Origin of the sequence: Streptococcus mitis, from assembly GCF_946190335.1 — a bacterium.
Taxonomy (GTDB): Bacteria; Bacillota; Bacilli; order Lactobacillales; family Streptococcaceae; genus Streptococcus; species Streptococcus mitis_CH.
The window spans coordinates 204,611-225,981 of sequence record NZ_CAMHZN010000003.1 but is presented as its reverse complement, the minus strand read 5'-3'; the positions used below and the strand labels follow the sequence as shown (position 1 = coordinate 225,981).

The 21,371-nt window shown below is 40.4% G+C and carries 18 protein-coding genes; all 18 read right to left on the bottom strand.

Translation table 11 applies throughout. The features are described from left to right. Positions 1 to 167 precede the first annotated feature (167 nt). The 18 genes from glmS to N8O43_RS06180 all read right to left on the bottom strand — a co-directional run bounded on the left by glmS (position 168) and on the right by N8O43_RS06180 (position 21,368). A complete protein-coding gene (gene glmS / locus N8O43_RS06265; protein WP_261009461.1) occupies positions 168 to 1,976 on the bottom strand; it encodes a glutamine--fructose-6-phosphate transaminase (isomerizing) in 1,809 nt (602 codons plus the stop codon). A 192-nt stretch (positions 1,977 to 2,168) separates the two neighbouring features. Further along, a complete protein-coding gene (gene bglA / locus N8O43_RS06260; RefSeq protein ID WP_261089764.1) occupies positions 2,169 to 3,548 on the bottom strand; it encodes a 6-phospho-beta-glucosidase in 1,380 nt (459 codons plus the stop codon). A gap of 98 nt (positions 3,549 to 3,646) precedes the next feature. Further along, the gene (locus N8O43_RS06255) at positions 3,647 to 5,500 is read right to left on the bottom strand and encodes a proline--tRNA ligase (protein ID WP_261089763.1); all 1,854 of its coding nucleotides are present in this window, start codon (positions 5,498 to 5,500) and stop codon (positions 3,647 to 3,649) included. A 12-nt stretch (positions 5,501 to 5,512) separates the two neighbouring features. After that, positions 5,513 to 6,772, bottom strand: a complete 1,260-nt coding sequence (gene rseP, locus N8O43_RS06250) for an RIP metalloprotease RseP (RefSeq protein ID WP_125446749.1) — start codon at positions 6,770 to 6,772, stop codon at positions 5,513 to 5,515. Positions 6,773 to 6,793: 21 nt separating this feature from the next. Further along, positions 6,794 to 7,597, bottom strand: coding sequence for a phosphatidate cytidylyltransferase (locus N8O43_RS06245; protein ID WP_261089762.1), 804 nt, complete (start codon positions 7,595 to 7,597; stop codon positions 6,794 to 6,796). A gap of 8 nt (positions 7,598 to 7,605) precedes the next feature. Then, positions 7,606 to 8,364 (bottom strand): isoprenyl transferase, encoded by a 759-nt coding sequence (locus N8O43_RS06240; RefSeq protein WP_000466722.1) that lies wholly within the window; start codon positions 8,362 to 8,364, stop codon positions 7,606 to 7,608. Between the two features lie 231 nt (positions 8,365 to 8,595). After that, positions 8,596 to 9,168 (bottom strand): nucleotidyltransferase family protein, encoded by a 573-nt coding sequence (locus tag N8O43_RS06235; RefSeq protein WP_261089761.1) that lies wholly within the window; start codon positions 9,166 to 9,168, stop codon positions 8,596 to 8,598. Beyond that, complete coding sequence (gene ruvB, locus N8O43_RS06230) at positions 9,149 to 10,147, bottom strand: Holliday junction branch migration DNA helicase RuvB (RefSeq protein WP_020901860.1); 999 nt, start codon at positions 10,145 to 10,147, stop codon at positions 9,149 to 9,151. Before ruvB ends, N8O43_RS06235 begins: the two co-directional genes overlap by 20 nt. 946 nt (positions 10,148 to 11,093) lie before the next feature. Beyond that, positions 11,094 to 11,510 carry a GNAT family N-acetyltransferase gene (locus tag N8O43_RS06225; protein WP_261089760.1) on the bottom strand — a complete coding sequence of 139 codons (417 nt, stop codon included), beginning with the start codon at positions 11,508 to 11,510 and terminating at the stop codon, positions 11,094 to 11,096. Positions 11,511 to 11,521: 11 nt separating this feature from the next. Then, positions 11,522 to 12,217: a GNAT family N-acetyltransferase gene (locus N8O43_RS06220; RefSeq protein ID WP_261089759.1), complete on the bottom strand. Its 696-nt coding sequence runs from the start codon at positions 12,215 to 12,217 to the stop codon at positions 11,522 to 11,524. Between the two features lie 94 nt (positions 12,218 to 12,311). Further along, complete coding sequence (locus N8O43_RS06215; protein ID WP_261089757.1) at positions 12,312 to 12,731, bottom strand: DUF3021 domain-containing protein; 420 nt, start codon at positions 12,729 to 12,731, stop codon at positions 12,312 to 12,314. 9 nt (positions 12,732 to 12,740) lie between these two features. Continuing rightward, positions 12,741 to 13,196 (bottom strand): LytTR family DNA-binding domain-containing protein, encoded by a 456-nt coding sequence (locus tag N8O43_RS06210; protein ID WP_261089756.1) that lies wholly within the window; start codon positions 13,194 to 13,196, stop codon positions 12,741 to 12,743. Between the two features lie 18 nt (positions 13,197 to 13,214). Further along, complete coding sequence (locus N8O43_RS06205) at positions 13,215 to 14,057, bottom strand: ABC transporter permease (protein ID WP_261089755.1); 843 nt, start codon at positions 14,055 to 14,057, stop codon at positions 13,215 to 13,217. Continuing rightward, entirely contained in the window at positions 14,057 to 14,923 is an 867-nt protein-coding gene (locus N8O43_RS06200) for an ABC transporter ATP-binding protein (protein ID WP_261089754.1), read from the bottom strand. The genes N8O43_RS06205 and N8O43_RS06200 overlap by 1 nt, the downstream gene beginning before the upstream one ends. 668 nt (positions 14,924 to 15,591) lie before the next feature. Next, positions 15,592 to 16,824, bottom strand: coding sequence for an acyl-CoA thioesterase/BAAT N-terminal domain-containing protein (locus N8O43_RS06195; protein ID WP_261089753.1), 1,233 nt, complete (start codon positions 16,822 to 16,824; stop codon positions 15,592 to 15,594). 56 nt (positions 16,825 to 16,880) lie between these two features. Further along, on the bottom strand, positions 16,881 to 17,336 hold the full coding sequence (locus tag N8O43_RS06190; RefSeq protein WP_261089752.1) for a MarR family winged helix-turn-helix transcriptional regulator: 456 nt from the start codon (positions 17,334 to 17,336) through the stop codon (positions 16,881 to 16,883). Between the two features lie 92 nt (positions 17,337 to 17,428). Beyond that, a complete protein-coding gene (leuS, locus tag N8O43_RS06185) occupies positions 17,429 to 19,930 on the bottom strand; it encodes a leucine--tRNA ligase (RefSeq protein ID WP_261089751.1) in 2,502 nt (833 codons plus the stop codon). 349 nt (positions 19,931 to 20,279) lie between these two features. Beyond that, positions 20,280 to 21,368 carry a glycerol dehydrogenase gene (locus N8O43_RS06180; protein ID WP_261089750.1) on the bottom strand — a complete coding sequence of 363 codons (1,089 nt, stop codon included), beginning with the start codon at positions 21,366 to 21,368 and terminating at the stop codon, positions 20,280 to 20,282. Between the last annotated feature and the right edge of the window lie 3 nt (positions 21,369 to 21,371).

Here is a 21,371-nt window from a genome sequence, read left to right as displayed (position 1 = left end):
AAGAGCAAACTAGGAAGCTAGCCGCAGGCTGCTCAAAACAGTGTTTTGAGGTTGCAGATGGAAGTTGACGTGGTTTGAAGAGACTTTCGAAGAGTATAACACGAATCTTGAGTACAAGCAACCGATTTGCTCACAAGAAAAAGCCTAGATAACTAGACTTTTTTAGCTTATTCTACCGTTACTGATTTAGCAAGGTTACGTGGTTTGTCCACATCAAGGCCACGGTGGAGTGTTGCAAAGTAAGCGACTAATTGCGTTGGTACAACCATTGAGATTGGTGAGAGGTAAGGGTGCACAGTCGTAAGGACGATATCGTCGGTATCTTTGGCTACATTCTCTTCTGCGATAGTGAGGACTTTGGCACCACGGGCTGCCACCTCTTGGATATTTCCACGAGTGTGGTTGGCAAGGACTGGATCTGACAAGAGAGCCAAAACAGGCGTTCCTTCTTCAATCAAGGCAATAGTTCCGTGCTTGAGTTCTCCTGCCGCAAAGCCTTCACACTGGATGTAAGAAATCTCTTTAAGTTTAAGGCTTGCTTCCATAGCTACGTAGTAATCTTGACCACGCCCAATATAAAAGGCGTTGCGAGTTGTTTCAAGAAGCTCACGAACCTTGGCTTCAATGGTTTCTTTCTCTGAAAGAGTTGATTCGATAGACTGAGCTACGATTGACAATTCATGAACCAGATCAAAGGCTTGCGCTTTGGCATTTCCATTTGCTTCTCCGACTGCTTTTGCAAGGAAGGCAAGGGCTGCAATTTGCGCTGTATAGGCCTTGGTTGATGCCACGGCAATTTCAGGACCTGCATGAAGAAGCATGGTATGGTTGGCTTCACGAGAAAGAGTTGAACCTGGTACGTTTGTCACTGTCAAGCTTGGAATTCCCATTTCATTAGCCTTAACCAAAACCTGACGGCTATCCGCTGTTTCACCAGACTGACTGATAAAGATGAAAAGTGGTTTCTTGCTGAGAAGTGGCATACCGTAGCCCCACTCAGATGAGATTCCAAGTTCAACTGGTGTATCTGTCAATTCTTCCAACATTTTTTTAGAAGCAAATCCTGCGTGGTAAGATGTTCCAGCTGCAAGGATGTAGATACGGTCTGCGTCTTGAACAGCCTGGATGATAGCTGGGTCTACTACTACTTGACCAGCCTCATCTGTGTAGGCTTGGATGAGTTTACGCATAACAGTTGGTTGTTCGTCAATTTCCTTGAGCATGTAGTAAGGATAAGTTCCCTTACCGATATCTGACAAATCAAGCTCAGCAGTGTAGCTAGCACGCTCACGACTATTACCATCATAGTCTTGAACTTCGACACTATCAGCCTTAACAATTACCAATTCTTGGTCATGAATTTCCATATATTGGTTGGTTTCACGAATCATAGCCATAGCATCTGAGCAGACCATGTTATAACCTTCCCCAAGACCAATCAAGAGTGGTGATTTATTTTTAGCCACGTAGATGACTTCAGGATCTTGTGAGTCAACCAAGGCAAAGGCATAAGAACCACGAATGATGTGAAGAGCTTTTTTGAAAGCTTCAAGAACTGACAAGCCATCTTCTTCCGCAAATTTTCCAATCAAGTGAACGGCGATTTCAGTATCTGTTTGCCCCTTGAAGTGGTGCCCAGCAAGGTATTCTTCCTTGATTTCAAGATAGTTCTCAATCACCCCGTTGTGCACCAAGACAAAACGTTCTGTCTCAGAGCGGTGTGGGTGAGCATTGTCTTCCGTTGGTTTCCCATGAGTAGCCCAACGAGTATGTCCAATACCAGTTGTTCCCTCAACACCAGCTGTCTTGGCAGACAATTCTGCTATACGACCAACCGCCTTGACTAGGTGGTTTTCAGCACCATCTAGGACAAAAATTCCCGCAGAATCATAGCCACGGTATTCGAGCTTTTCAAGCCCTTGAATCAAAATATCAGTTGCATTTGTGTTTCCAACAACACCAACAATTCCACACATAGTATATACGACACAGACCAGCTGTGCTTTCTCCTTAAAATTGGTATAGCCTAATTCCTCTTTTATAGAATCAGCAAAAACAGTATATACTTGTTTCTCTCACTTGTCAAGAGTAAAAATTGGTATAGTTCAAATCAGCCTTCTGTAATCAAAAAAACTCTGACCAATTAGGATAATCAGTCAGAGTCTTTTTTAAAATCCATTATTGTCGCTTAGTTCCTTGAACCAGTGCCCTGATTTTTTCAGACGACGTTCTTGCGTTTCCAAGTCTAATTCGACCAAACCATAGCGATTTTTATAGCTGTTGAGCCATGACCAGCAGTCAATAAAGGTCCAAATCAAGTAGCCCTTACAGTTGGCTCCATCTTCAATAGCACGGTGCAGTTCACGAAGATGACCTTTTACAAAGTCAATACGATAATCATCTTGAATCATCCCATCTTGACGGAATTTTTCTTCCCCTTCAACACCCATACCATTCTCTGTCAACATCCACTCGATATTGCCATAGTTTTCCTTGATATTTTGGGCAATATCATAAATCCCCTGCTCATAAATCTCCCAGCCACGGTGAGGATTAATTTTACGGCCAGGCATCACATAAGGCTCGTAAAAATGTTCTGGCAAAAGAGGACTCTCTGGATTCTTAGCAAATCGAGGTGCCATAACACGCAAAGGTTGATAGTAGTTGACACCGAGGAAGTCCACCGTATTATCACGAATGACTTCCAATTCTTCCTCCGTAGCATCAGGTAAGAGACCGTGTTCATGCAAGATTTCTACCAACTCCTGTGGATAAGTCCCCAAAACAGACGGATCTAAGAAAGATTGGGCCTGAAAAAGGTCCGCAATACGAGCTGCCTTGACATCAGCAGGATGCTGGCTACGTGGATAAGCCGGTGTCAAGTTTAAGACAATCCCAATCTTAGAGTCAGGCAAGAGTTCATGACAGGCCTTGACCGCTCGACTGCTGGCTAATTGTGTGTGGTAGGCTACTTTAACTGCCGCTTCTGCATCTACCTTATGTGGATAATGGGCATCGTAAAAATAGCCAAATTCTACAGGAACGATGGGCTCGTTAAAGGTAATCCATTGATCCACTAAATCTCCATAAGTCTCAAAACAAAAACGAGCATAGTCTTCATATGCTGAGACCGTCGCCTTATTTTCCCAACCATCACCAGCTTCTTGAAGAGCAAAAGGCAAATCAAAGTGGTAGAGATTGACTAAAAGTCGAATCCCCTTAGCCTTAATAGTCTCAAAGACCTTACGATAAAAATCCACACCTCGAGAGTTGACTTTTCCACAGCCTTGTGGAAAAATCCGTGACCACTGAATAGAAGTCCGAAAGGCCGTGTGACCAGTCTCTAACAAAAGCTCAATGTCCTGTTCCCAATTTTCATAAAAGGTCGATGTCTTATCTGGACCAATCCCATTATAGTAACGATTTGGCTCCACTTGGTACCAATAATCCCAGAGATTATCTCCCTTGCCGTCACCCGCTACACGCCCTTCTGTCTGTGGTCCAGAAGTAGAGGATCCCCAGACAAAATCCTTTGGAAATCTTAGCATACATTTACCTCTTTATCTACTCATTTTTCCCATTATACAGAAAAAACAAGGTAAAAACTAGTTACATTTTTTCCTTGTTTTTCTTCTGATTATAGTTTTTATTTCTTGCTGAGAATTTCAAGCGTTTCAAGCAAGTTATCTGCATGAACCTCGATGGTGTCACCAGTTGCTTTAATCTTCACTTCTACGATGCCATCGGCTGCTTTTTTCCCAACAGTGATACGGATTGGCAATCCAATCAAGTCGCTATCACTGAATTTAACTCCGACACGTTCGTTACGGTCATCTGTCAAGACTTCGTAACCAGCTCCCATCAAGCTTGCTTCAAGCTTTTCTGTCAAGGCTTGCGCTTCTTCGTCCTTGACATTGACAGTAATCAAGTGCACATCAAATGGTGCCAATTCTTTAGGGAAGTTGATGCCCCAAGCGTAACGGTATTCACCTTTTGGCGTTTTATTAACAAAGAGACGAGCGTGTTGCTCCATCACTGCTGAAAGGAGACGGCTGACACCGATACCGTAACATCCCATGATGATTGGCACAGCACGGCCATTTTCATCCAAAACATCTGCTCCCATGCTTGCTGAATAGCGAGTGCCGAGTTTGAAGATGTGACCAATTTCGATACCACGCGCAAAGTTAAGGACACCTTGTCCGTCTGGAGAAATTTCACCCTCACGAACTTCACGGATATCCACATATTCTGCAGTAAAATCACGACCTGGATTCACACCAGTCAAGTGGTAGCCATCTTCGTTAGCACCGACAACTGCATTGCGAACATCTTGCACCTTACGGTCTGCGATGATTTTAACATTCTCTGGCAAACCAACTGGTCCAAGTGAACCGAACCCTGCTTGAACAACACTTGTTACTTCTTCTTCGCTAGCAACGTCAAAGAAATCTGCTCCCAAATGGTTTTTCAACTTAACTTCGTTGAGTTGATCATTTCCAACTAGAAGGGCCGCAACAAGCTCACCATCTGCCATGTAGAAGAGAGTTTTGATTGTTTGTTCTTCTGGAACGTTTAGGAAGGCTGCAACTTCATCAATTGATTTAACATCTGGCGTTGCAACACGAGTCACTTCTTCTTCAGCGACAACACGATTGCTTGGTTTGTACTCGTTTGTTGCCATTTCTAAGTTAGCCGCATAGCTAGATTCACTTGAGTAGGCGATGGTATCTTCACCAGAGACCATCCATTTAAGCAATTCTGCCTTGATTTCTTCTTGCACTTCTGCAGGAATCTCATCAAATGAAGCAACTGACTTGTCCAAGACGACCCAGCGGTCAAGGTCTGTACGAGCAGGTGTAATGGCCATAAATTCTTGGCTGTCCTTACCACCCATAGCTCCACCGTCACCAATAATTGCCTTGAAATCTAAACCACTACGAGTGAAAATACGCTCATAAGCAGCCTTGTACTCATCATAAACACTGTCCAAGCTATCATAGTTAGCGTGAAAGCTGTAAGCATCCTTCATGATGAACTCACGTGTACGAAGAAGTCCATTACGTGGGCGTTTTTCATCACGATACTTAGGTTGGATTTGGTAAAGGTTGAGTGGCAATTGCTTGTAAGACTTAACAGAATCACGGACAATAGCTGTAAAGGTTTCTTCGTGAGTTGGACCTAGGATAAAGTCTGATTTTTCACGATTTTTTAGTTTGTAAAGGTCTTCACCATAAGTTTCGTAACGACCTGATTCGCGCCACAATTCTGCACTGAGGAGGGCAGGAGCCAACATCTCAACGGCACCAATCTTATCAAATTCTTGGCGCATGATATTTTTAGCTTTTTCAATCACACGATTAGCAAGTGGTAGGTAAGAATAAACACCTGCTGAGACTTGACGAACATAACCAGCTCGCAACATAAGAGCATGGCTGATAACTTGAGCATCGCTTGGCATTTCGCGAAGCGTTGGGATAGGCATTTTACTTTGTTTCATAATATTCCTCGATTATCTAAAAAAGAGTCGCATGATGTCATTCCAGGTCACAGCAATCATCAAGACAACCATGATGACCACTCCGGCCAAGGTGACATAGGTTTCAATTTCTTGTTTCAATGGTTTGCGGCGAATGGCTTCTAGGATATTGAGCACAATCTTACCACCATCCAGGGCTGGAATCGGAATAAGATTAAAAATCCCAATATTGATGGAAATTATTGCCAAGAAGTACAAGACATTCTCAATTCCATTTTTAGCAGCATCACTACTTGCCTTAAAGATGGCAACAGGTCCACCTAGCTTGTTCAAATCCGGTTGGAAAATCAGATTTTTCAGTTCTGAGAGAATTCGGAGGGCCGAGTCAGCAGCAGTTGTAAAACCACCTACAAACATAGATACAAAATCTGACTTAATCCCCGGTTGAACACCTAGAAGGTAACGGCCTTGACTTTCTTCCGGACTAACAGTGACTTGTTTGTCACTACCATTTTCAGAAATAGTCACATCCAAGGTCGGGGCCGTCTTATCTTTGGTTTCTGATTCCACAGCCTGAATCAAACTTTCCCAGTTGCTAACCTCATGTGAGCCAATTTTGGTAATTTGTGCCGTTTCTGGTACTCCCACCTTAGCCAAGGCCCCTTGGGGCATAATATGGAACTGGTTGGTATCGACATCTCTGACACCACCCTGCATGAAGATTAAAATCCAGAAAACAACAACCCCTAAGATAAAGTTGTTCATAGGGCCTGCAAAATTAGTAATGAGTTTCCCCCAGATAGTCGCATTTTGATATTGAACATCTAAAGGTGCAATCCGAACCTCAGTACCATCTGCTTCCACAACCGTTGCATCGTGATCCACTGCAAATGTTTTTTCTTCTTCCAGAACCAATCCTTTGATAAAGAGCTTGTCTTCAAAGTCAAACTGGGTCACCTGCATAGGGAGGGCTGTTTGATCTAATTTTTTACCTGAAAGATTGATGCGTTTAACCTTACCATCATCAGTAAGCGTCAAACTGACAGGAGTTCCTGTCTTGATTTCAGTTGTATCATCACCCCAACCGGCCATTCGAACATAGCCACCCAGAGGCAAGATTCGAATGGTATAGGCCGTCCCATCCTTGCCAATATGAGCAAAGATCTTGGGTCCCATGCCAATGGCAAATTCACGCACTAGAATCCCTGATTTCTTGGCAAAGTAGAAGTGTCCGAACTCGTGCACCACTACAATAATCCCAAAAACCAGAATAAAGGTTAAAATTCCGAGCATAGTATTTCCTCCGTCTTTTGATTAAAAGAGTCCAAACAAGTGCATAATTGGAAATACAAGCAACATACTATCAAAACGATCCAAAACACCACCATGTCCAGGAATAAATTTCCCAGAATCCTTGACACCAAAGTGACGCTTGATCGAACTTTCTAGTAAATCACCGAATTGTCCAGCAATGCTAAAGAAAATAGCAAAGACTGACATCTTGTAAATTCCATACGGAAGAGCAACTGTACTGTCAAACATCATAAAGATGATAGTTACTAAAATAGCACCTAAAATACCACCCAAGGCACCCTCAAAGGTTTTATTTGGAGAAACTGTCGGAGCTAATTTTCGTTTACCATAGTTCATCCCAGCAAGATAGGCACCACTGTCTGTCGCCCAGACGATACACAAGGCCAATAGTGCCTTATCTAAACCTGCAACACGAGCATCTAGTAAAGCATTAAAACCAAAGCCCACGTAGAAACTCATAGCAAGCGGGAAAACAGCATCCTCAATCGTATAAGACTTGCTAAAAACAGTCGTTCCTAACATGATTGAAATCAACACACTATAAGCAACCACATTCCCATCAACTGGCAAAAAAGTCAGGTAATTCTCCAAGGGAATGGTCAAAGCAAAGGTTGCAAAGAGGGTCAAGAGGCCCTCCATCGTCATGGTCTCTAGACCTCTCATCTTCAAAAGTTCATGCATGGCTAGCATGGCTATGATTCCAATTGCTATCTGAAGCAAGAGTCCCCCAATCATTAAAATTGGTAGGAAAATAGCCAGGGCAATCCCTGCAAACAAGGTTCTTTTCTGTAAATCCTGTGTCATATTTCCTCCTAAACTCCTCCAAATCGGCGATGACGACGATTGTAGGCAAGAATGGCTTCCTGCAAAGCCGCCTCGTCAAAATCAGGCCACAAGGTATCCGTAAAATAGAGCTCACTATAGGCTCCCTGCCATGGAAGGAAATTGCTCAAACGCAATTCTCCACTAGTACGGATAATCAAGTCTGGGTCTCGTAACTCCTTAGGCAAATGCTGGGTGAAGAGATAGTTGCCAATCAATTCCTCTGTGATGTCACCTGGGTTGATTTTGGCATCTAACACATCCTGGGAAATCAACTTAAGAGCCTGTGTAATCTCAGCACGTCCACCATAGTTGAGGGCAAAATTAAGAATCAACCCTGTGTTGTTCTTAGTCAATTCCTCAGCTTTAGTCAGAGCTTCAAAGGTTTGCTTAGGCAGGCGGTCTGTCTCCCCAATCATTTGAATCTTAACATTATTCGCATGCAATTCCGGGACATAATTGTCATAAAACTCTACCGGCAAGTTCATGATAAACTTGACTTCCTGATCTGGACGGGTCCAGTTTTCCGTAGAAAAAGCATAAACCGTAATAACCTTAACGCCTAGTTTGTTAGCTGCCTTGGTCACAGTTTGCAATGCTTCCATGCCCGCCTTGTGTCCAAAAACTCGCGGTTGCATACGTTTCTTAGCCCAACGGCCATTGCCATCCATGATGATGCCGATATGAGCAGGAACCTGTGTCGGAACCTCTACTTCCACAGCCTTATCTTTCTTAAAAAATCCAAACATGATCTTATTCCTATTCAAAAATCTATCGTTTCATTATACCATATTTCACTATTTTCTTCTATCACTAAGCTATTTATTCTCAGGTACCAAGCCCATTTTTCAAAAAAATAAGTCGCCTGATTGGGCGACTCTATTTTTTATAGGGAGATTATTATGAAAAAGTTTTAGGAGTTTAAGTTAAGGTCTTCTTAACTTATGTACTTAGTATACACTTCCTAGCTTAAAGTTTCCTTAAGTATTTTTAAAAATCAAATTTTTCCATTTCTCCTGCCAATTTTTCTTGGATAGCCGTGTTTGATAGAGTTCCATTCGGTCATCATTTTCTAAAAAATGAGGAGTTGGGCGAACTTGAAAATTCAAAATATCCTCAAGTCCGTGAGGAATAAAGAATTCCAAAGCGGAGTCTTCATTCAAGCGAAGCCCAACCGCCGTACACCGTTCTGGATACTTACTCATAGCATCACAAGAGCTGGTATAGGGCGCAGTATGAGGACTGTGCTGGTGCATATAGACCTGATTTTTCAATTCCCACTGGTACTGAGGAAAATCTGCTCTCAACTTGTTCTCTATAGCCAGCGTTTCTTCATAACTCACATCTGGATCAAAGAAAATCACATCCACATCCGTTTCACGGTCAAAAGCTGGTCTGTCTGACAAGAGATTCCAGATGAAATTTCGTACCGAACCCGCTGCCAACCACGAGTCTTTTAAATCAAGGTCTCGTATGATCGTCAGAATGGTCATCATATCCGAATCTTCTCTGAAAGCTTTTAGGATTTCTTGCTCATTTTTCACTGTATTCATACCCTAAATGTTCATATGCCTTAGCCGTCGCCACCCGTCCAGACCGCGTCCGCATGATAAAACCTTTTTGAATCAAGTAAGGCTCATACATATCTTCCACCGTCTCGCGCTCCTCAGCAATATTGACGGAAAGAGTGCCTAACCCGACAGGGCCACCACCGTACATCTCAATCATGGTACGAAGGATTTTTTGGTCCACATAGTCCAAACCTTCATGGTCAACATCCAGCATGGTCAAAGCCTTATCGGTAATAACATCATCGATAACCCCGTTCCCCATAATCTGGGCAAAATCGCGCACGCGCTTGAGGAGACGATTGGCAATACGGGGAGTTCCACGACTGCGCAAGGCCAACTCAGATGCTGCCTCATGGGTGATTTCCATCTCAAAAATATCTGCCGTCCGCTCGACAATTTCTGTCAAGTCAGCATGAGCATAATACTCCATATGACCTGTAATCCCAAAACGTGCCCGTAGTGGATTTGAGAGCATACCAGCCCGAGTCGTCGCACCAATCAAAGTGAAAGGTGGCAACTCCAAATGAACACTGCGACTGCCTTCACCAGCACCAATCATAATATCGATGTAAAAGTCCTCCATAGCACTATAAAGCACCTCTTCCACAGACATGGGCAAGCGATGAATCTCATCAATAAAAAGGACATCCCCAGGCTCTAAGTCATTCAAAATAGCAACCAAATCACCTGCTTTTTCAATGACTGGGCCCGAAGTCTGCTTTAGATTTACACCCAGTTCGTTGGCAATAACAAAGGCCATGGTCGTCTTCCCCAAACCTGGAGGCCCGAAAAGGAGGACATGATCCAGCGCTTCATCCCGCATTTTGGCGGCTTCGATAAAGATTTGAAGCTGATCCTTAACCTTATCCTGCCCAATATATTCACGTAAATACTGAGGACGGAGCGTGCGTTCTACTAGCTCCTCGTCCCCCATTATCTCATTATCTAAAATTCTACTCATGGCTATATTATATCAAAAAACCAAGCCACAAACAAAAAAGCCACCTGATTAGATGACCCCCGAATTTAGCACTTTATTCTACGTCACTGCTTCATCGCCTGCGAGAGGAAGTAAGATAGCCCATGATGGAATTAGTACTCAAAACTACCATCGGACCAATTGTGGTCGGTGTCGTTCTTCGCTTATACTCAATGAAAATCAAAGGGCAAACTAGGAAGCTAGCCACAGGTTGCTCAAAGCACAGCTTTGAGGTTGCAGATAAGACTGACGAAGTCAGTAACATCTATACGGCAAGGTGAAGCTGACGTGGTTTGAATTTGATTTTCGAAGGGTATTAGTCGATAAATGGCTAAACAAGGACAAATAGTGTCAAAAAAGACCTCAAGCTTATTTGGACGTGAGCTTGGGGTCTTTTCTAGCCTATGATATAGAACTAGTACTCAATTCCTTTTTATTATCCCACAGTTCACAAAATTTGTCAAAGGTTTATATTCTCATCCATTCAGCTTCTACAACTTCATAATCTGTCCAATAAAGTTTATAAGAGTAAGCGAAAGTTAGCGAAAAATTATTTTTAGAATAGTCCCAAAAAGCCTGAAATAGAGCCAAAAAACTCCACCTGATTGGGTGGAGTTAAGGGAGATTATTATGAAAAAGAAAAGTTTAGGATTTTATTAAATAAAGTTAGGAGGTCTTTATTTAATAACTATATGATACAAGATGAAGCTTAAAACTAGCTTAACTTTTCTCAAATCCTACCACTTTTCAAAAAATTTCTATTACCATCACCTCACCCCACAAAAAAGCCACCTGATTGGGTGACTTCATTAGGAGATTATGATGAAAAAAGTTTAGGATTTCAATAAATAAAGTTAGGAGGTCTTTATTTAATGACTATATGATACTAAACCAGCCTTAAACTTTACTTAAGAAAAAACAAGTTTTATTATTTTTCTCGATTTACCCAAGTCATCCCTATACAATTATAAGTGGATAAAATTTCAAAGCCCATAGAACGATAGAATCCCAAGGTTTTTTCTGTCTCTTCTGTCACCAGCTGGACTTGATAGACATCTTTGTAATCCTCTAAAGCCTCTTTCATTAGGGCACTACCAATCCCTTGACGCTGATAGATAGGTAAAACGATCAAATCCTGGATAAAAATCGATGAGAAACCATCTCCGACTAAGCGGACCAAGCCCACCACAGTATCACCATCAAGCGCCACATAAATCGCTAATGAATGAGATAAGGCCTGCTCCAGCATCTCTGGTTGATGGGTATAATTTGTCCAACCGACTGCCTGATAGAGATGCAAAACATCCTCTAGCTTGACAAATTCTTGCTTTTTAATAGTGATCATGTCAACACCTCTTAAAACTCTCTCAAGCTCTTGTACTGTCGCCCATTGTTATCAAAATTTTCAGGAGCCAACCATGCTTCCAATCGAGCTTTGACTTGGGGCCAGTCCTTATCAATCATAGACAACCAATCCGTATCTCTCGTACGCCCCTTATAAACGACTGCCTGACGGAAGGTTCCTTCATAGACAAATCCCAAACGCTCCGCAGCTCGTCTGGATGGCAGATTAAGAGAATCGCATTTCCACTCGTAGCGACGATAGTTCAGCTCCTCAAAAACATAGCGTGCCAGGAGATAGTGAGCTTCTGTCCCTATTCGTGTTCCCCTGAGCTCTGGAGAAAAAGTGACCGCTCCCACTTCTATCACTCGGTTATTCTGGTCAATGCGCATGAGAGAAAATGTTCCCAAAGCCTTACCAGTTGCCTTGTCTACAATCGCATAGTAGAAGCGATCCTTACGAGTCAACATCTGATTTAAAAGGCTAACCAACTCCTCCATATCTGCCGCTGGTTCCTGAAAGAGGTAAGTCCACATCTCCCGAGGAGTATCCGGACCATATACAGCCAACAAATCCTCCGCATGCTTGTCCACCGAAAGAGCCTCTATCCGAGCATAACGCCCTTCTAAGAGATCAATAGCAGGCAATTCACCAGGTGTATAACCTTCCATTGACTCCCCAATCATTTGACCATATTCATTTACTGACATAGCTTTCTCCTTATTTTTACACTGAAAATACTATATCATAAATTACTCTAAATGGAAACTAGCACTCTCCTCTAACTTCATACTAAACACTACACTATTTATCCGTTTTCTTTCTTTTATCCTCCAAGGCTTGATTAATTTGTTGGGTGAGTTTATGAGTCCGCCAGATTTGATACAGCCATATCAATCCATAAATTAACAAGAAAAAGAACCAAAGCAGAGGGCTCCATAAAACTGAACCCCAGCCAAAAAATAGAGAGGTCAATACTAAGACAGTAGCTGTAACTAATAAATGAACTCCTACACGTATACTAAAAGCAAGAAACTCTAGCTTTTCAAGTATTAAAGTCAATACCCCCATAATTCCACCCATTAAAAACAGAGCTAGAATATTTTTTGCCATTGGTGCAGGATAGGTAATGCTTGGATAACACTGAGCTAATAACATCATACTCAAATAAAAGAAGGAAGCCGTACGCATTCCCGATACAAAATAATCAATTAATCGTTTCATGATTTTCTCCTATAAACCTAGATAATTCATTAAGGACTTAACGTATTTCCGACTCACACTAGATTTGATGCCCCGAGTCATTTTAGCCATCATGTTCCCTGAAAAGCTATCCGATAATGACTCTAAATGGTCAATGTTTATAATTGAATGTCGTGATATCTGTATAAAATTACGCCGATTAATCCGATTCTGAAAGTTTGTCAATGTTTCCTTAGTTTTATAAATCCCATCTACCGTATAAATGGTTAACAAGTTCTTATCGATATCTGCTAGAATAAGATCCTCAATTTTCACCATGACCATATAATCATCCGTTCGAATAGGAATGGTCACCTGATTGGTCGTTGAAAATTGTTCTAAATACTCCATGATTTCCCTTGCTTGGTCAGTTAACTGAGCTGCCTGAATTACAATCTGTGGGTCCTTTTCGGAAAACTCTGTCTTCATTTCAAAACGAATCTTCATTTTCTCTCCAATATACTTTTATTTTCTCCTGCTAAATACTTTAACAAATAAAAGCCAAAGAAGAATAGCGACGAGACTGATAATAACCACTATAAAGTATGTCTCTTCCTTTGTCAATAGTTCTTGCCAGTTGATTTGGATTCCCATTTTTTCTTGAAATTCCTTTAACAAGCTGCTATTTCCTGTAAATGCGGTCTCTAATGGTTCTTTCATTAAAATTTGTCGATAAAGAGAAGCAATATAAGTTGCAGGGGTACACTTCATGATAATCTGTGCAAAATCAGGTAAAACTCCAATAGGGACATAAGTTCCTACTAAAAATCCAGAAGCAGTTCCCACTATAGTTGCCAGTTTGCCAAGACTATCTACAGATTGAAAACGATTAATCAAGAGAATATTTATCAAACTTGAAAGCAGACTACTTAACAACATAATCAAAGCAATTTCCGGTAAATGACTGATAACTAGACTTTCTTTAAAATAAAACCCCATAACAGCAAACATAAACACCTGCATGACAAAAGAAATGGCAATACTACTGATTAGATAGGACATCTGTAAACCCCAGCTACCTAAATCTGTCAAGAAGAGATCTTGATCCACTTGATTTTCACGATCCTGTACCATTTGTGTAAGAGCCGTAAAACTGGTTGTAATCCCAGTCACAGCCAAGGTCCCACCCATCAGCCAGTTATTTAAAAGATTCGTATTATCAGGGAGTTGAGACCAAGCGTCTGTCAAGTTCTTCTGCAAAAAAATGATATAAAGGAGGAAGGAAATCAATGCCCCCAATAATGAGAAAAATACTCCTGAACGATTACGAAAATATAAGATAAAATTCCGTTTTAATAAAGCTAACATTAGCGAACCTCTCTTCCTGTAAGTGCAATAAAGGCATCATCCATGGTACCTGGACGAAACTCAAAAGAATCAATTTCTTCTCGTACTTTTGCTAAATATTCAATGGCTTCCTGTGACGTCCTTGGATAAAAAAGATATTCCAACTCATTTTCTTCCTTTACTGTCATTCCAGTCTGTAGCAACTTTTCTAAATCCTTCATTTCTTTAAAACGAATTTTTAGAATATTAGATGCATACTGACTTTTAATAGCCGTCGCAGAACCTTGCGCAATCACTTTCCCATGATCAACGATATAAATCTGATCCGCTTCATCCGCTTCATCCAGATAATGAGTCGTTAAGATAATAGTCATCCCTTCATCCTTTTGTAGCCGAGACAGTAAATCCCAAATGGCTTTGCGAGTCTGAATATCTAGACCTGTCGTTGGTTCATCTAAGAAAAGAATATCTGGCTGTGAAAGAAGAGCACGCGCAATATCAACCCTACGTTTTTGCCCACCTGACAAAGTCCCATATAGTTGCTTCTGGAAAGCAGTCAAACCCAGTTGATGGATCAAATCATCCACACGACTTGCTGCAATCTCCTTATACTGTTGAGCACGAATCGTAAGATTTTCTCTAACCGTCAACATCTCATCCAGTACACTAGCTTGAAAAACAACTCCTATTTTCGTATTTGGCGCATATCGAATCTGACCTTGTGTCGGCTTTTTCAAACCGATTAACATGGAAATGGTGGTTGATTTTCCTGCACCATTGGGTCCCAAAATAGCATTGAAACTTCCTTTTTCAAACTCTAACTGAATATCATCGACAGCCATATGAGTACCGTACCGTTTAGTCAAATGTTTAGCTTGTAAAATCATATTTCTTCCCTCCTTTTATCTCACTAGTTTAACAAAAATAATGACAGAAAAATCGACTTTTGAGATAAGTGGTTAAAATGAGAGGTTAAGTGGTGAGATAATTAGGGTTAAGTTAAAGTAGAGAAGGCTACAGCCATTTTTCTCCTACCGAATTGCTAAATGAAGCTTAAAAACACTTACAAAAACACATTATATTTTTAAATATGCGCTATAAAGAGATGTTTTACCGCATCTGGCCGAAAAATTCAAGAATCGGTAGTATTATTCTCGCCAAATCAAACAATAAAAAATTAACTAGAAATCATGACACACAATCCCTTCTATCAAAATGAAACTGCTGAATATGATATGATTGAATTTGAAGCAAGTAAGTATTGTCCTGAATTTGAAACTTCCATTAGCCAAATTTTTAACGACAAGTAAATCCATTAGGAAATAATCTATGAAAAGAATTTTCAATACAAGCAAAAAACAGCTCTTTTTATCCGAGAAGAGCTGTTCTATTTTATGAAAGAGAAAGTCACTAGTAACTCTTGTACTTCTCTCTACGTTTTTACTGTTTGAGTTCAAATTTATCTTGTTTGAGCAATTACTTTTGTAGACTGGACTACCAACCAGAACTGTGTTTTTATCTTAGTTGGGACTATTATAGTACGGTTCAGCACTATCTACAAATTTTTCAGATGTGTATCAAAATAATTTATCGTAGCAAACCAAGAGTCTACACTTTCTTTCATTAATAAGCACCAATCTTTTCGATAACGATGATTCGGTTGATAAGCAACCGTCAACATATGCCCTGTTTCGTGGTATTTTTTAAACAAAATGGATTTCCCTTTATAATGTGAAATAATACCATCTATCGCAGATGACGCATTCCATATTTCATCAACATCGCTTCCTAGTAATAATAAAGGAGAGGCAATTTTACTCACATCAATCTGAGCCCTACTATCTTCAGGAATATGTTTTCCAAAAAACTTGTTTAACAAATAATTTCCTAGTTGAAATTTTTGATACGGAAGTTCTTTTTGCAAATATGTCCAAGAAGATGAATGAGAGTTGAGTTTTCCCTTTATTCCCTCAAATATTACATTTGAGGGGGAATTGAGTACCAAACATTGCACATCTTCCAAAATACTTTGTCCAGCCAGAACAAGCTCTGCTCCTTTAGAGCGACCATATATTCCTATTTTTGTATTATCAACTTGAGGATGATGATATAGAAAATCTTTCGCCTCCTCCAGACATTCTATTGGAATTCGTTCTAAATTGTGGGGTAATCCCTCTAAACCAAAATAAGCTATCGCAAGACAAATATAGCCTCTAGAAGATAAAAGTTGGGCAATATTCTGAGCTTTTTCAATTCTCCCCTCACTACCGCTAACAATAATAACGGCTGGCGCCCTTCTTAATTTTTCATTATAAAATAATCGACCTTGAAAATGCTTGTCATAAATATCTTGATACCTTATTCCCAGATTCATAAAACGCCTTACAAAACTTTGCTCCGCGACAACATCTTTCCCCAGCCTGATTTTAATTTTAACACCAAAACAATCTCGTAATGGAATTCTATCAAGAGAATTGGGTAATCTCCTTTTCCTATTCTTCAACGGTTTCGCATTAAAGAACAAGCCCATTTCTGAAATTCCTTTATAAGAGCCCGAAATAGATGCTGTTTGAGAGGTGTCAATCATACCGTCCTGATCAGATAAAAAAATTGCGGTTGATTTCCATATAACATCATGATCTAAAAGCAAGGGAGCATTTATACAGTAATAATCAGACAGGTACATTTCTACACAATACATTGCCCTTGGTTCTAAACCATTAATAGCAATATAAAAAGATTCATCCGCTAAATCTGTTTGTGAAATCAGTTCTATGTTTACAGTCATATCTTCTCCTTTTTGTTAATTTACTTAACAATTATGTTTAAAATTTACCGCGACTTTTACCACGGTAATTCTCCCCACACCTTTTCAATATCATCCATCAATTTCACAACTGTTTGAAGTTCCACCTCGCTATAGTTGTTCAAAACTGAAAAGATTGATTTTTCAATATATGCTTGTTGCTCCTTATGGATTTTAAAAATTTCGATGCCTTTTTCAGATAATCTCAAATATTTATTTTTCCCATTATTCGGATCAAAATCAAAAACAACTAAATTTTTTTGAATCAATCTCCTAACACTTTGAGTTATTGCACTTCTTGAAACTTCTAATAATTCAGATAATTTTACTAGATTTAAGGGCTGATTTTCCCCAATCACAACAATCAAATGTACCTCATTCAAAGTAATGGATTTGTCAACACCACTTTTATGTTGATTTTTTTTTAACTGGTCAAACGCTAAAATAAATCTATTGAAACGATTATTAAATGCAATAAATTCTTTTTTATCCATAATCTCTCTTTCCTTTGTTAATCATATTAACAAAACAGAAACTTCCTGTCAAATAAAAAATCCCCCAGATTCTACTCTGAAGGATTTCTATCTTATTTCACAACAATATTAACCAATTTATTCGGTACCGCAATCACTTTCACGATTTCCTTACCGTCAATTTCTGCTTTGACTTTTTCATCAGCGAGAGCAATTTCTTGCAATTCTTCGCGTGATAGATCTTTAGCGACCATGAGTTTGGCACGTACTTTACCTTTGATTTGGACGACAATTTCAATTTCATCTTCAACCAATTTACTTTCGTCCCAAGTTGGCCAAGCCACGTAAGAGATTGACTCACCTGTTGTTGCAACAATTTGCCAGAGTTCTTCTGCCAAGTGAGGCGCAAATGGAGCAATCAATTGGATAAAGCCTTTGGCATAGTCCACATAGAGTTCGTCTTCCTTATTAGCCGCATTGACAAAGACCATAAGTTGGGCAATAGCTGTGTTGAATTTCAATGATTCGATTTGTTCTGTGACAGCTTTAACGGTTTCGTTATAAACCTTGTCAAGAGCGCCATTGTTTTCCGCAAGGATTTCTTTACTTGTAATCAAACGGTAAACACGATCCAAGAATTTACGGCTTCCTTCCAGACCTTCTTCTGACCAAGCAATCGAAGCATCAAGTGGCCCCATGAACATTTCATAGACACGAAGGGTATCGGCACCGTATTGTTCCACTACGTCGTCTGGGTTGACAACGTTCTTAAGGGATTTAGACATCTTGGCTGGTGCTTGCTCCAACTCCTCTCCTGTTTCCACGTGGAAGAAAGAACCGTCACGTTTTTCAACCTTATCGGTTGCCACAAGAGCGCCACGGTGGTCACGGTAGCTTGTTCCCAAAATCATTCCTTGGTTAAAGAGTTTTTGGAATGGTTCCTTAGTCGGAACAACACCGAGGTCATAGAGGAATTTATGCCAGAAACGAGCGTAAAGCAAGTGAAGAACGGCATGCTCTGCACCACCCACATAGATATCTACTGGCAACCATTGTTTGAGAAGGTCCTCATCAGCCAATTTCTCAGTATTGTGCGGGTCAATATAGCGGAGGTAATACCAACTTGAACCAGCCCATTGTGGCATGGTATTGGTTTCACGACGACCTTTAACACCATCTTCACGAGTCACTTCAAGCCAATCTGTCAAGTTAGCTAGTGGACTTTCACCAGTACCTGAAGGACGGATATCCTTGGTTACAGGCAAGACAAGTGGCAATTCACTTTCAGGAACAGCTGTTGAAGTTCCATCTTCCCAATGAATGATTGGAATGGGCTCACCCCAATAACGTTGACGGCTAAAGAGCCAGTCGCGGAGACGGTAGGTAACTTTCTCCTGACCACATCCTTTTTCTTCCAACCAAGCTACAATCTTAGCAATAGCGTCTTCTTTGTTGAGTCCATCTAGGAAGTCTGAATTGACATGAAGTCCATCTTCTGTGTAGGCAGCTTCTGCTACGTTTCCACCTTCAAGTACTTCTACGATTGGAAGATCAAATTGTTTGGCAAATTCCCAGTCACGTTGATCGTGGGCAGGTACAGCCATAACGGCACCTGTTCCATAACTAGCAAGAACGTAATCCGCAATCCATATTGGAATTTCCTTGCCATTGACAGGATTGATAGCATATGCACCAGTCCAAACACCAGTTTTTTCTTTGGCAAGGTCTGTACGAGCCAAGTCTGATTTAAGGCTAGCTTGATGTTTGTAATCTGCTACTGCTTCTGCTTGCTCTGGACTTGTGATAGCGTCAACCAAGTCATGCTCAGGAGCCAAAACGGTGAAAGTCGCACCGAAAAGGGTATCAGGACGAGTGGTAAAGACAGTAAATTCCTTATCAGTTCCCTTAACCTTGAAGGTTACATTGGCACCAGTTGATTTACCAATCCAGTTGCGTTGCATGTCCTTGATAGACTCTGGCCAATCAAGTCCATCTAAGTCGTTAAGCAAACGCTCCGCATAGGCCGTGATTTTGAGCATCCATTGGCGCATTGGTTTGCGGACAACTGGATAGCCCCCACGCTCAGAAGTTCCATCAGGAAGTACCTCTTCGTTGGCGATGGCTGTTCCCAATTCCTCAACCCAGTTTACTGGCACTTCCGCTTCATAGGCCAAGCCTTTTTCGTAAAGCTTAGTGAAAATCCATTGCGTCCACTTGTAGTAGTTTGGATCTGTCGTATTGACTTCACGATCCCAGTCATAAGAAAATCCAAGCGCATTGATTTGTCGTTTGAAGTTGGCAATGTTTTCAGCCGTAAATTCCGCTGGGTCATTACCTGTATCCATAGCGTATTGCTCTGCAGGCAAACCAAAAGCATCCCAACCCATTGGGTGAAGGACATTGTAGCCTTGCGCACGTTTGTAACGGCTGAGGATATCGGTTGCAGTGTAACCTTCTGGGTGTCCTACGTGAAGACCCGCTCCAGATGGATAAGGGAACATATCAAGCGCATAAAACTTCGGTTTTGATGCATCTGTCCCTGTCTTAAATGTATGATGTTCTGCCCAGTAGCCCTGCCACTTAGGCTCAATTTCTTTATGATTGTAAAAACTCATGGTCTCTCTCCAATTTTGTGATGTTACTATTATACCATTTTTGGGGGAATTTGAAATGTGTTAAAAGAAAAAACTGTATACTGTACTTCATTAATTTTGATGACTATGAATTGCTCTATCTCCCACTTTTTATCCCATTGTTATGCAGTAAATCAAGGAGTAAGTCAATAATCTTATCTCATATAGCACAAAATACTTATTTTAGACCGAAGATAAAACTGGAATGCTAATTAATGTATTCACAATAAATAGCTGACAACTTTTATTGCTTCCTGATTTATAAAGAGCATCGGATACAATATGAGGATAAATAAAAGACTACCATTTTTAAAACAGTAGTCCTTATTGTTTATTGCGAATTTACATATGCATCTACAGCTATAATGGCTTGTGCAACATCTGAAGGCGAAATCTTAAACGGCATCTGATGGATTGTCTCACCCTCCATAGTTGCTTGTTTACCAACTTTTATTAAATCATCATATTCAACTTGATCCAAATGCATTTCTTTTAGAGTTGTTGGCATACCAATTTTTTTGTAAAACTCAATATACTTATCAAGTTCTTCTTTTGGTCTATTTTCCAATAAAAGTTGTACCAAGGTTCCATAAGCTACTTTTTCACCATGTGTTAAATGATGAATGTCACCTGTCAATGCAGTAAAACCATTATGAATTGCATGCGCCGCAGCTAATCCTCCACTTTCAAAACCTAGTCCACTCAATAGAGTATTAGCTTCAACAATATTTTCTAATGCTGGTGTCACCACTTTAGCTTCACAAGCTGCCATAGCCTGTAAACCATCTGCGAACAGCGTTTCTTCACATTTTTTCGCAATTGCAACTCCAGCCAACGTTTGTTGTTGTCCTAACATAGTTTTTCCATTTGCCTGCATAACTGCACGCGCCTCAACCCAAGTTGCTAAACCATCTGCAATACCAGACGCTAATAAACGCTTAGGAGCTTGTGAAATAACTTTTGTATCAATCAAAACTAAATCTGGATTTTTAGAATAAAATAGATAATGATCAAATGCACCTTCATCTGTATAAATAACAGATAAAGCAGATACAGGTGCGTCGGTCGATGCAATTGTTGGAGCAATAATAACAGGCTTTTCAATCAAATCTGCAATAGCTTTTGCACTATCAATCGTCTTTCCACCACCAAGACCGATAATACTATCACAATTTTCTTTCTCAGCCAAGGCAACAACTCGATTGATTTCATTGTCAGAAGCTTCACCATTAAACTGGGCTAGAACAATATGGAAACCATACCTATGTAGGTAATCTTCAAATCGTTTTCCAACAATATCATAAACCAACTGATCGCATAATAGAATAGGACGATTCCCCAAATCCAATATTGATTTGGCATTTTCGAACAAGGCATTTTCCCCTTGAATATATCTAGAAGGGCTAGCAAAAATTCTCATATG